This is a genomic window from Cryobacterium sp. MDB2-A-1 (assembly GCF_004402675.1).
Classification (GTDB): domain Bacteria; phylum Actinomycetota; class Actinomycetes; order Actinomycetales; family Microbacteriaceae; genus Cryobacterium; species Cryobacterium glucosi.
The window spans coordinates 129,590-141,297 of record NZ_SOFK01000024.1; the positions used below are offsets into that span (position 1 = coordinate 129,590).

General features: G+C 68.0%; 11 protein-coding genes. 9 read left to right on the plus strand and 2 right to left on the minus strand.

What is annotated here, in order from left to right; all coding sequences use genetic code 11:
* The first annotated feature begins 27 nt into the window (after nt 1-27).
* From E3O39_RS08090 to E3O39_RS08105, 4 genes are read left to right on the plus strand one after another with little or no spacing between them, the layout of a single operon-like run.
* Nucleotides 28-1,530, plus strand: coding sequence for a DUF3375 domain-containing protein (locus E3O39_RS08090; protein WP_166787438.1), 1,503 nt, complete (start codon nt 28-30; stop codon nt 1,528-1,530).
* A complete protein-coding gene (locus tag E3O39_RS08095) occupies nt 1,523-2,338 on the plus strand; it encodes a DUF4194 domain-containing protein (protein ID WP_134450256.1) in 816 nt (271 codons plus the stop codon). Before E3O39_RS08090 ends, E3O39_RS08095 begins: the two co-directional genes overlap by 8 nt.
* Nucleotides 2,335-5,727: an ATP-binding protein gene (locus tag E3O39_RS08100; protein ID WP_134450257.1), complete on the plus strand. Its 3,393-nt coding sequence runs from the start codon at nt 2,335-2,337 to the stop codon at nt 5,725-5,727. The genes E3O39_RS08095 and E3O39_RS08100 overlap by 4 nt, the downstream gene beginning before the upstream one ends.
* A complete protein-coding gene (locus E3O39_RS08105; protein WP_134450258.1) occupies nt 5,720-5,971 on the plus strand; it encodes a hypothetical protein in 252 nt (83 codons plus the stop codon). Before E3O39_RS08100 ends, E3O39_RS08105 begins: the two co-directional genes overlap by 8 nt.
* A gap of 21 nt (nt 5,972-5,992) precedes the next feature.
* Here E3O39_RS08105 and E3O39_RS08110 read toward each other — a convergent pair whose 3' ends face one another.
* The gene (locus E3O39_RS08110; RefSeq protein ID WP_134450259.1) at nt 5,993-6,952 is read right to left on the minus strand and encodes a 1-phosphofructokinase family hexose kinase; all 960 of its coding nucleotides are present in this window, start codon (nt 6,950-6,952) and stop codon (nt 5,993-5,995) included.
* A gap of 58 nt (nt 6,953-7,010) precedes the next feature.
* Nucleotides 7,011-7,394 (minus strand): SHOCT domain-containing protein, encoded by a 384-nt coding sequence (locus tag E3O39_RS08115; protein ID WP_134450260.1) that lies wholly within the window; start codon nt 7,392-7,394, stop codon nt 7,011-7,013.
* 228 nt (nt 7,395-7,622) lie between these two features.
* On the opposite strand from E3O39_RS08115, the gene E3O39_RS08120 reads away from it, so the two are divergent.
* The 5 genes from E3O39_RS08120 to E3O39_RS08140 form a co-directional block, all read left to right on the plus strand.
* The gene (locus E3O39_RS08120; protein WP_134450261.1) at nt 7,623-7,886 is read left to right on the plus strand and encodes a hypothetical protein; all 264 of its coding nucleotides are present in this window, start codon (nt 7,623-7,625) and stop codon (nt 7,884-7,886) included.
* A gap of 48 nt (nt 7,887-7,934) precedes the next feature.
* The gene (locus E3O39_RS08125) at nt 7,935-8,264 is read left to right on the plus strand and encodes an SHOCT domain-containing protein (RefSeq protein ID WP_134450262.1); all 330 of its coding nucleotides are present in this window, start codon (nt 7,935-7,937) and stop codon (nt 8,262-8,264) included.
* A 127-nt stretch (nt 8,265-8,391) separates the two neighbouring features.
* Nucleotides 8,392-9,696, plus strand: coding sequence for an LLM class flavin-dependent oxidoreductase (locus E3O39_RS08130; protein WP_134450263.1), 1,305 nt, complete (start codon nt 8,392-8,394; stop codon nt 9,694-9,696).
* Nucleotides 9,696-11,081: an NtaA/DmoA family FMN-dependent monooxygenase gene (locus E3O39_RS08135; RefSeq protein ID WP_134450264.1), complete on the plus strand. Its 1,386-nt coding sequence runs from the start codon at nt 9,696-9,698 to the stop codon at nt 11,079-11,081. The genes E3O39_RS08130 and E3O39_RS08135 overlap by 1 nt, the downstream gene beginning before the upstream one ends.
* A gap of 225 nt (nt 11,082-11,306) precedes the next feature.
* The coding region (locus E3O39_RS08140) for a hypothetical protein (RefSeq protein WP_198413407.1) at nt 11,307-11,708 on the plus strand (402 nt) is incomplete at its 3' end.

The window sequence follows — 11,708 nt, forward strand, 5'->3', positions numbered from 1 at the left end:
AAGGGGTCCGGGAAGGGAACTACCACTGTGAGCGAAATTGCGGGTGAACTGGCGCGCGTGCGCGAAGCCTTCGACAAACCCACCCTGCGCTTGCTCGATCGCAAGTGGGCGCCGTTTGTCCTCGCCGTCTTCAAGTCGGCGTTCAGCCGTGACCGGCGGAGCGTCCAGGCCGACCGCCTGCACTCGCAGGTCGACGCCTACCTCGCCGACCTCCGGTCCGTCGGGAGCGAGGTGCCGGGCAAGAACGGCCGCGCCCTCTGCGTCCAGTGGATGAATGACCTCTGGCTCTACCGCGAGACCGGGGAGGGCGGTGAGGAGCAGTACTCCCTCACCTCGCACGCCCTCGAGGCACTCCTCCTCGTCGACAGCCTCTCCCAGGACCGCGCCCTGATCAGCGAGTCCCGCCTCACGACCATCGTCGACAGCGTCCGCCACCGCGCCACCCAGGCCACCCCCGACCGGGAAGCGCGGATCCGCCGTCTCGACCAGGAGATCGCCGAGAAGACCGCGGAGCGCGACCGACTCCAGGGCGGCGGCGAGATCGCCACCGCGACCGACGAACAGATGCACGAAGGCTACGCGAACCTCGTCGACCTGATCATGCAGCTGCCGAGTGACTTCAAACGCGTCGAGGAATCCGTGGCGGCCATGCACCGCCAGATCGTGAGCGACTTCCGCGGCGAGGAACGCCCGATCGGTGAGGTCCTCGACGAATACCTCGCCAAGACCGATGCCCTGATGTCGGCGACCGCGGAAGGCCGCGCCTTCGAGGGCGCCTTCACGCTGCTGCGCGACGACGCACTCCTCTCCGATGTCAAGAACGACCTCGAAGCGATCCTCGACCATCCCTTCGCCGCCCGGCTGACCACCGCGGAGCGACGCACCTTCCTCGGCACCGTCGGGCTGATCCGCAAGGGCATCGACGACGTGCTGACCCAGCGGAACGGCCTCACGACCACTCTCCGCGAGCACATTGTGAACCACGACGTCGTCAAGGACCGCGAACTCGAGCGCCTCCTGCGGGAGATCAACAAGGAACTCGCGGTCTGGATGGAGACCGCCGGACCCCGGTCGACGGTCACGGCAGAACTCATGCCCGGCATTCTCGACGTCGAGCACCTCCGCGAACGGTTCTACGATCCGCTGAACCACAGGCCGCCGCCGGACCTCGAGGACGTGTCCGAGTATGCCCCCGAACCGCCGAGCCTCGACGAGATGCGCAGGCAGGGCGGCCCGATGCTCGAACGGATGCGTGACGCCCTCGTGACGTTCCGCGGAACGGGAGACGCGGCATCCGTCGGTGCGGCGTTCAACGGCCTCGAACCGGCGTTGCGGCGCCCGGTCGAGATTCTCGGCATGCTGCAGATCGCGACCCAGGTCGACGCGCTCGGCCGCGCGCACCAGGTGGAGAGCTTCGAGACCGTGCGGCCCGACGGCAGCCGGCGCACTTTCTCGGTTCCCCGCATCATCCTGAACGACGACGAAACGGCGGCCCTGGCCGCCCTGAACTATGGATCCGATCATGACTGACGAGTGGACAGACGACCAGGACGACCAGGACGACCAGGACGGCCGCGACGACCTCGACCGCGACGACGACGGCCTGGACGGTGACGCCGGCGCAGGGATCGACGCCGCCATCGACGACGAGCCCGCGAGCTTCTCCCTCTTCGAGGGCGACGAGGGCGGCCTCACTGTGGAACAGCGCCGTACCCTGGTGCTCCTGATGAAGCACCGCTACGTGTCCGCCGCGCTTCAGCCCGCGGAATGGCGCACCCTGCTCGACTCGCAGCGGCTGCTCAAGTCGCGCCTCAACGACATGTTCCTCGACCTGCACATCGACCTGCACTACCAGGTCGCGTTCAAACGGCAGGCCGTCTCGGAGGCGGGAGACCGGTTCCCGACCCTTCTGCACGACGTCGCATACACGCGCGAGGAAACGATCCTGCTCGTGCTGCTGCGCCAGCGGTTCCGCAGCGAACGCGCAAACGGCCAGGACATCGTGCTCGTCGACCGCGACAATCTCGTGGAGAACGTGGCGCACTTCCGCCCCGAGTTCTCGATGGACCGGTACGGCGACGCCCGCAAGGCGAGCGCCGCCGTCGACAGCCTCGCCAAGGCGCGGGTGCTGCTCAAGACGAGCGATCCGGACCGATTCCGCATCTCTGCCGTGATCGAAGTTCTGCTTCCGCTCGAACGGCTCGCCGAACTGCACGAATGGCTCGTCGAGCAGAACGCAGCCGGTGCGCCCGCCGCGGTCGTGCCCGCACCCGGCCTCGCCGACCAGGGTGCGCTTGATCCGGGCGACCGCGACCCCGAACTGGAGGCGATCTCATGAGCGATTCCCCACTCTTCTACATCGACGGATCCACTGAGGGCACGACGCAGTGGCGCGCCGAACTGTTCCAGATGGTCAACTGGGGCGGCTTCCAAGGCCACCACGAGATCACCTTCGCCCCCTCGGCGACCCTGCTCTCTGGGGCATCCGGAACCGGCAAGAGCAGCCTCCTCGACGCCTACCTCGCGCTGATGATGCCCTCGGACACACCGTTCAACGGTGCGTCCAACGACGCGGGGTCCGGCAGGGCACGGAGCCTCGACCAGCGCAACCTGATGACCTACCTCAGGGGCAAGACCGACTCCAACCGTGAGGCCGGCACAGGGGAGATGCAGGACCAGGTCCTCCGCGGCGCGCACGACGCGACCTGGGGCGCGGTCGCGATGACCTTCGTCGACGACAACGGCCGCCGGTTCACGGTGCTGCGCGCCTATTTCGTGCCACGGGGCGCGACCAAATTCGCCGACATCACCATGAAGATGGCCACCCAGGACGGCCTCCTCGACCTGCGTGACCTCGCCGACGTCACCGAGGCGCGCTTCGACAAGCGGGCGCTCCGGACCCGGTTCCCCGAACTGGATGTCTTCGACACCTACGCGGCATTCGCCCAGACCCTCTACACCCGGCTCGGAATCGGCGCCAACGGCGAGGGCGGCAAGGCGCTGCGGCTCCTCGCGCGGATCCAGGCCGGACAGCAGGTCAAGACGGTCGACGGGCTCTACAAGTCGATGGTCCTCGAAGAGCCGGCCACCTATGCGGCGGCAGACAAGGCCGTCGATCATTTCGAGGACCTCGAGAGGTCCTACGGGGCCATGCTGACCGAGGCCCAGAAGGCGAAGGTCCTCGAACGAATTCCCGACCTGCACCGGGAGTACGAGACAGCTGCGGAGAAGGCCGACCTGATCGACACCTTCGGGGTCCATCGCACCGGCGACACCCCGTTCGTGCTCTGGCAGCTCCTCACCGAGCAGGGACTGCTCGAGGGTGCCGCAGACACCAATCGCATCCGCCGCCGGGACAACCAGGTCGAGCTCACCCGGGCCAGGAACGCCGAGACCGAGCTCAAGTCCCGCGTCGCCGAGGTGCAGCACCAGCAGCGTGACAACGGCGGCGACGTCCTCGTCAGCCTGCAGAACGAGATCGGCCAGCTCCGGGACCAGCGCGACGACGTAGCGGCTGAGCGTGCGAAGTTCGACGACCGCACCGCCGTCCTCGCCCCGGCGATCGTCTCGCCGGCCGAATTCACCCTCGCGCAGAACGACGCGGAACGCTTCCTCGCCGGGTTTTCCGGGGCCGAGCGTGACCTCGAGGCCGAGCGCACGACCCTGCAACGGAACGCCTTCCCCGTCGAGGAACAGCTCAGGACCCTGGGCCAGGAGCACGACTTCCTCGCGGGCCGCGAGAACCTGATTCCCCAGCACCTGCACAATGCCCGGATGATGATCGCGGAGGCCGCGGGGATCCCCGCGGACGAGTTGCCCTTCGTCGCCGAACTCGTCGACCTCGCCGCCGGCGAGGAATCCTGGCGCCAGGCCGCCGAAGTCACCCTGTCGTCCGTCGTGCGCGTCATGCTCGTCGACGAGACGCGGTTGCGCGCCCTCAGCGCGGCCATCGAACCGATTCAGATCCCGGTGCGCATCCACTTCGAGGGCGTCGCACTCCGGGCGCACCGACCTCGTACCGGCGACCCCCGCTACGTGTCCGGCAAGCTCGTCTATCAGGATTCACCCTTCAGCGGCTGGGTCCAGGACCGGGTCAGCGCACCGAGCCTCGACGCGCTCTGCGTGGCCGAGGCCACCGACCTGGCCGGCGACGGCCCGCGGGTCACCCCGAGCGGCCAGACCCGAAACGGCAAGCGCGGGGCACACGGCTGGAACAAGGGCCAGGCGCCGATCGTCGGCTTCTCGAACGCCGGTCGACTCGCCGAGATCGTGGCCGAACGCGCCGAACTGGCCGGCGCGGCCGAGGCACTTTCCCGTGACGCCGCCGAAGTGGGGAACCGCATCGCCGACCTCCGCAGCAGGCGAAGCGCCCACCAGTACGTCGTGGACACCACCTGGCTGTCGATCGATGTGGCCGGCGCCGAGGCCAGGATCGCCGAGAAGGAAGCCGAATCGGAGCGCGTCCTCGCGGGCAGCGACATCCTCCGCGCCCTCAAAGCCGAGGAAGGACGCTTCTCCTCCGAACTCGAGGCCGCCCAGAAGCTCAAACACGCGGCCGATGGGACCGCCGAGCGTCTTGCCGCCGAACAGGCGCGGATCGTCGACCGTCAGGACGCCGTCTCCGGCATGCTCGACCGGATCGAACGTGACCAGGCGGCCACCCTCTCCGAGGAGCACTTCGCGCACCTGACCGACCAGTTCGCCCTCGTCGGAGACCAGGGCGACCTCGCCGCACTCGAGGGCGGCGTCCGACGGCTGCGCGAGCGCCTCACCGAGCAGTCCGCGCACGACAGGGAGAACGCCACGAGCGCCCGGGATTCACTGGTCCGCATCTTCGAGACGTTCCAGGGCAGGTGGCCAGACCCGAACATCGGCACCTCGCTCGAGTCGTACACGAGCTACCGGGACATCCTCGACGCCGTCTACACGCTCGGTCTGCACGAGCGGCGCCAGGAATGGAAGCGACGGCTGTCGGCGTGGAGCGGACAAGACCTCGTGCCTCTCACCGCGGCGTTCAACACTGCCATCGAGGAGATCGAGGACCGGCTCAGACCGATCAACGAGATCCTTGCAACCCTGCCGTTCGGGGCCGGCCGCGATCGACTGAAGATCGCACTGCGCCGCCTGCACCGCGACGACGCCACCGCGTTCCGCAAGGAGCTCAAGGTCCTCGCGTCCGGAGCGACCGAGGACTTCACCGACGAGGAAACCGAGGCCCGGTTCACCCGTCTCCACAATTTCATGGCCCAGATTCGCCGGCCGGAACCAGGGACGCGCACGGAGTCGCAGCGGGACCTGCTCCTCGACGTGCGCAAGCACGTGGAGATCACGGCGGTACGGTCGACGCCCGACGGCGTCGAGGTGAGCACATACTCCTCGCTCGGCGGCAAGAGCGGTGGAGAGTCCCAGGAACTCGTGGCGTTCGTCGTCGGGGCCGCGCTGCGCTTCCAGCTCGGCGACGAGAGCCGCACCCGCCCGCGGTTCGCACCGGTCTTCCTCGACGAGGGTTTCGTGAAATCGGACTCCGAGTTCGCCGGCCGTGCTGTGGCCGCGTGGAAGGGACTCGGCTTCCAGCTCATCGTGGGGTCGCCGCTCGACAAGGTCACCGCCCTCGAACCGCACATGGAACTCGTGCTCTCGATGACCAAGAACACCAGCACCGGCTACTCGTACATCACCCCGCTGTCGTCCCCAAATCCGGTCCCGGTAAGCTCGAACCATGGATGAAGAACAGACTGTACCGACCACCTATGTGCTGCCGAACAAGGAATTCCTCGAGATCGCCGATGGCGACACTCTTCCGGAAATCGGCGACGGGATCTACACCGGTGGCGTGGCCTACCGCGTCACCGACCTGTGGTTCATCGACGACGACGACGCGCCCTTGCCCTACGGCTTCAACGTGTTCCTGACGGAAGCACCCAAGAACGGCAACACTCTCCGCGAGTTCGACCCGATCTTCTTCGCGTAGGCCGTCTGCCGCCGCGCCGGCTCAGGCCCGCGCGGCGAGCTCGGCCTCGAGTCGTTCGACGTCCTCGCGGTGGCACAGTTCGGTTGCGGGTGTCGAGGCCGTGGCGCTCCCGGCGGCGACTCCCGCACGGAAGGCCTCCTCGACGGTTCTGCCCTGGGCGAGGCGCAGCACGAAGGCGCCGAGAAAGCTGTCGCCGGCCCCGACGGTGCTGATCACGGTCACCTTCGGAACCTCAGAGCGGATGACCCCGGTCTTCGATGCAAGCAGGGCGCCCTCTCCGCCGAGGGTGAGCGCCACGTACTCTGCTGCGCCGCTGGCGACGAGCGCCGACGCGGCCTCCGCCTGGCTCTCCGGAGTCTCGAGCTTCACGCCGGCGTGAGCCTCGAGTTCGCGGAGGCTGGGCTTGACCAGGAAGACCCCTTCCGCGAGCGCTCCGCTGAGGGCCGGACCGGAGGCATCCACGATGCACCGCGCTCCATTGGTTCTGGCCAGGCGGGCGACCCGTGCGTAGAAGTCGTCGGGGACTCCCGGGGGCAGGCTGCCGCTCGCGATGACATATCCGCCGCGGGGCATCGACGCGGCGAGGGTGTCGAGGCACGTGGTCCACTCGGCCTCGGACAACTCGGGTCCCTGGAGCACGAAGCGGAACTGCTTGCCGGTATCGGTTTCGTCGACGGTGAAGCTCTGGCGCGTGCTTTCCTTGATCGGCACCAGAACGGTGGGGAGTCCTTCCGCTGCGATGAGCTGGCGATAGGCCTCTCCCGTTGGCCCGCCTGCCGCATACAGGGACAGAGCGGTGCCGCCGAGGCGACGGATGACCCTGGCCACGTTCACGCCGCCGCCCCCCGGGTCGATGCGCGTGCTCCCGCACCGGAGCTTGTGCTCCCCGGTCACATGGGCCGTCGAGGTGCTGACGTCGAGGGCGGGATTAATGGTGAGGGTCAAAATCGGTGGTGCATTCACGAGGCTCGAGGCGTCCATCTGCCCAGTCTAGAAGCCGCTACCGGAAGCGCTGGAGGCTCACGCCCTTCGCAGCGCGCTACCTGAGCGCCTTGGCCTTGAGCGCCTCGAACTCCGTGGCCGTGATCGAGCCGCTGTCGAAGAGTTCTTTCGCCTTCGCGATTTCCGCGGAGGGGCTGGCGGACGAGGCGACGGACCTCACGTAGTCATCCGTATATGCCTGCGCCTGCTGCACGCGTTCCGCCTGTCGTCTTGCCATGTCCGGGCCGCGGGCGATCAGGTAGACCAGGGCCGTCAGGAAGGGAACGAAAACGAGGAAGATCAGCCAGACGGCCTTGGCCAAACCGGTGAGCTTGTGATCCCGGAAAATGTCGCCGACGATCGAGAACAACACCATGAGATACGCGATGAACGCGAAACTCCAAAAGAAGAACCACACGACGTCCCAGAAATTCGCAAACATGAACTGCTCCTTGCCTCAGGTGCTCTTCTGTGTTCTTGCGATGCCAGGGGTTCTTGCGGTTCCAGGCCGGGTGGAACAGGCAGGGCGAACCGAGCACGAGATCCGCTCCAGTGCCGGGCTATCTCGCCGGCAGCCCGACCATAGCGCGACCCGAGTCCGCCGGAAAGGTCTCCTTTCGCGGGCACCTTGATGCCCGCATCGGACGGGATTAGTGTCCCCAGCGTCCTGATGGAGCGTCTCGACGACGAGGTCGTGACGACGAGCGAGGAGAGACCGTGCCGACTCTCCGACGACGATGTTGACGAGCTGTCGACGGACCTCGAGAACAACAGCTCGGCGGCCATCCTGGTCTTCGAACACACCTGGTTCAGGCCGCTGCGCGATGCGATCCTGGACTCCGGAGGAGTCCTTCTCGAAGACGTGCACGTACCCGAATCCGTCGTGGACGAGGTACTGATGGCGCTGGAAGAACCCGGGGCCGACACCGACTGACCCCAACAGGCCACGCAACACATTTCGGAACACGACGAAAGGAACACCATGATGCGCCGAGGTGGGCGACCCGGCCTGATGGGGACGATGGCACGCACCGCGGTCATCGCAGGCACGGCGACCGCAGTTTCCGGCGGAGTGAGCCGTCGGCAACAGGCCAGGGCCCAATCCGCAGCAGACCAGCAGGCAGCCCAGCAACAACCGCAACAGCCGCATTACGCTCCACCACCGCAGGAGTATGCGCAGGCGCCGCAACCGGCGGCCGCCGCCGACGACAGCCTGTCCGCCCAGATCGAACGGCTCGCGACCCTCAAGACGGCCGGCGTGATCACCGACGCGGAGTTCTCGGCGGCGAAGGCAAAACTCCTCGGCATCTAACAATTGTTACCGCAGGTTTCACGCATGACTTTGTGTGACCTGCCTGCGGCCTGGCGGAACAGTGCCGTGCATATCGTGGGTGTCCGCGCAGACGACCGTGTCTCGCGCAGAGAAAAGGACACTCCCGATGACATCGTCGCTGTACCTGGGAATCGCACTCGACGGCGCCGGCTGGCACCCGTCGGCCTGGCGCGAGCCGGACGCCCGCCCCGCAGACCTGTTCCACCTCGACTACTGGGTCGCCCTCGTGCGTGCCGCCGAGGCTGCCGGCATCGACCTGGTCACGATCGAGGATTCCTTCGGCCTCCAGAGCTCGGGCTTCGGCGGAATCGACCCCCGCCGCGACGAGGTGCGCGGTCGACTCGACGCGCTTCTGCTCGCGACATCGATTGCGCCGCACACGAGCACGATCGGCCTAGTGCCGACGATCACCACGACGCACACGGAACCGTTCCACGTGGCAACGGGGGTGCAGACCCTCGACTACGTGAGCGAAGGCCGGGCCGGCTGGCGCGTGCAGGTCTCCGGGCGTGCCCATGAGGCCGCGCACGTCGGACGCCGCACGCTGCCCGCCCTCGACCCAGCCCTCGTCGTCCTGGGCGCAGACCCGGCCCAGACCGCCCTGATCGAGGACCTCTTCGGCGAGGCGCGCGACACCGTCGAGGTCGCCCGGCGGCTCTGGGACAGCTGGGAGGACGACGCCGTGATCCGCGATGTGGAGACGGGCCGGTTCGTCGACCGCGACAAGCTGCACTACATCGACTTCAAGGGCGACCGGTTCACCGTCAAGGGGCCCTCGATCACCCCGCGCCCGCCGCAGGGCCAGCCGCTCGTCTACGCGCTCGCCCACCAGAAGGTCCCGTACGAACTCGCCGTGGCCGGCGCCGACATCGTCGGCGTTACCCCGCACGACGACGCGCACCTCGAGGCCATCCTTGGGCAGCTCGAGACGGCGGCCCACGACGTGTCGCGCGGGGCAGACGAACCCCTGCGGGTCTGGACCGAGATCTCGGTCCTGATCGCGGAGACGGCGGATGCGGCCCAGGCGACCCTTGCCCGGCTCAACGCCACCCACGGGGAACCCTGGACCTCCGACACGCTCATCCTCGCCGACACCGCCGAAGCCGTCGCCACCCAGCTCCTGCACTGGCACAAGCTCGGCATCGACGGCGTTCGGCTGCGCCCGGCACGGCTTCCGGAAGACCTCTCGGCGATCACCGAGAGCGTCGTTCCGCTACTGCGTTCCGCGGGTGTCCTCGACCGGCCCGACGGGGTGGCCACGCTCCGCGCCCGGCTCGGATTCGGTCGCCCGGAGAGCCGCTACGCGACCCCTGCCGACGCCGACGCTCGCGGCACCGCTACGGCAGACACCGAAGGCGACCCCGCCGCAGACTCCACCTTCGAACTCGACCTGACCGGAAGCATCCGCTGATGACCACGACCGCCAGCACGACCGTCCACCCGATCCCCCAGGATGCCGCCGGGCGTCCGATTCGGCAGGTGCACCTCGCCGCGCACTTCCCCGGGGTGAACAACACCTCGGTCTGGAGCGACGGCAAGGCCGAGAGCCAGATCGCGTTCTCGTCCTTCCGGCACTTCGCGCAGAATGCCGAGCGCGGCAAGTTCGACTTCCTCTTCCTCGCCGAGGGGCTCAGGCTGCGGGAACAGAAGGGGCTCATCCATGACCTCGACGTCGTGGGTCGACCCAACACCCTCGCGATCCTGGCCGGGATCGCCGCCGTGACCGAACACATCGGCCTCGTCGGCACCCTCAGCTCGACCTTCAACGAACCGTACGAACTCGCCAGGCAGCTCGCGAGTCTCGACCTGCTGAGCGGGGGGCGGGCCGGCTGGAACATCGTCACGACCTCCGACGCCTTCCACGGCGAGAACTTCCGTCGCGGCGGCTTCCTCGACCCGAAGGACCGCTACGTGCGCGCCGAGGAGTTCGTCGCCGTCGCGCGCGCACTGTGGGATGGCTGGGCGCCCGGGGCCCTCGCCGCGAACAAGGACACGGGGGAGTTCCTCTCCGCCGATGCGCTCACGGCGGTCGACCACCACGGCCAGCAGTTCGACGTGAAGGGCTTCGGTACCCTCCCGCGCAGCCCACAGGGCCACCCGGTGATCGTGCAGGCCGGAGACTCTGCCGACGGCCGTGACTTCGCGTCGGCGAACGCGGAAGTGATCTTCTCCCTGCACTCCGAATTCGAGGACGGCCAGCGGTTCTTCCGCGATGTGAAGGGCCGCCTTCCGGCCGTCGGCCGCCACCCCGACTCCCTCAAGATTCTGCCGGCGGCGACCTTCATTCTCGGCGACACCGCGGCCGAAGCGCGGGAACGCTCCCGCGAAGTAGCGCTCCTGCAGGTGAGCCCGCAGACCGCGATCTCGTTCCTCGAGCAGCTCTGGGGCACCGACCTGGGCGGCTACGACCCGGATGGCCCACTGCCGGAGACCGACCCCGTCCTCGCCGACGAGGGCGTCACCCGCGGCCGGGTGCGCCATGTCGCGGACCCGGTTGCGGTCGCGAAGTCCTGGCGCGGCCTTGCTGAGGCCGAAGGGCTGAGCATCCGCGACCTGGTCATCCGCTTCGCCGCGAAGCACACCTTCGTCGGCACGCCGGTGCACGTCGCCGAGCAGATCAACCGGCACGTTCAGGAGGAAGCTTCAGACGGCTTCGTCATCGTCGGCCACACGAATCCGACGGGCCTCGACGAGTTCGTCGACCGGGTCATCCCGGAGCTTCAGGAGCGCGGCGTCTACCGCACCGAGTATGAAGCCGGCGCGACCCTGCGCGAGACGCTGGGCCTCACTCAGTAGCCCCAGGAGATTCGGGCAGCGATGGTTGCAAATTCAGGAGATTGTTTGGGCCGGGCGGGATCGGCAGCACTGGTCCGCGGGCCGGTGCTGCTCGCCCGGGCGGATCTCCTGAGTTAGCCACCACGGGGTCGGAGTACTCGTTTTCAGGTATGAAAGCTGGGCTGGACACCCAAAATTATGTGAGTAAGTCTCGCATTCGTGTTCGATTCGGGGTAGAATCGGGGTATGGCAGGAGCTTCCGATCCCCAGTCACACACCCCGCAGTCACCCGGTTCCGGGGCTGCGGGGCACCAGCCCACCGCAGCGGGCGACCAGCTGGCCCCATCGGCGGAGTCGGCCCATCCGGTTGCGGTTGCCGAGGGTTTCGAGGGCGCGGAGGGTCTGGCCGGTTCGGTGCCGTCGGTGCATGCGGATGCTGTCGCCCGGCTCGCCGGAGCCCGGGCGGCTCTCGCGGAGGCTTTGGCGGCGATCCCGGTGGGGTTGCTCAGTGATGCGGAAGCGGTCACTGCTCTGAAGGAAGTGGAGGCCATCGGTCGGACGGTGGATGCGGCCCGGGTGAGCACGGCGACGGATGTGGACCGGCGGGCCCGGGTGCTCGGCCGGGAGGGTCTGGCCTGGCGGATGGGC

Bases quoted from the DNA above. Each gene is read 5' to 3' on its own strand.
- E3O39_RS08095 (WP_134450256.1), top strand. From the start codon at position 1,523: ATGACTGACGAGTGGACAGACGACCAGGACGACCAGGACGACCAGGAC.
- E3O39_RS08100 (WP_134450257.1), top strand. From the start codon at position 2,335: ATGAGCGATTCCCCACTCTTCTACATCGACGGATCCACTGAGGGCACG.
- E3O39_RS08105 (WP_134450258.1), top strand. From the start codon at position 5,720: ATGGATGAAGAACAGACTGTACCGACCACCTATGTGCTGCCGAACAAG.
- E3O39_RS08110 (WP_134450259.1), bottom strand. From the start codon at position 6,952: ATGGACGCCTCGAGCCTCGTGAATGCACCACCGATTTTGACCCTCACC.
- E3O39_RS08115 (WP_134450260.1), bottom strand. From the start codon at position 7,394: ATGTTTGCGAATTTCTGGGACGTCGTGTGGTTCTTCTTTTGGAGTTTC.
- E3O39_RS08120 (WP_134450261.1), top strand. From the start codon at position 7,623: ATGGAGCGTCTCGACGACGAGGTCGTGACGACGAGCGAGGAGAGACCG.
- E3O39_RS08125 (WP_134450262.1), top strand. From the start codon at position 7,935: ATGATGCGCCGAGGTGGGCGACCCGGCCTGATGGGGACGATGGCACGC.
- E3O39_RS08130 (WP_134450263.1), top strand. From the start codon at position 8,392: ATGACATCGTCGCTGTACCTGGGAATCGCACTCGACGGCGCCGGCTGG.
- E3O39_RS08135 (WP_134450264.1), top strand. From the start codon at position 9,696: ATGACCACGACCGCCAGCACGACCGTCCACCCGATCCCCCAGGATGCC.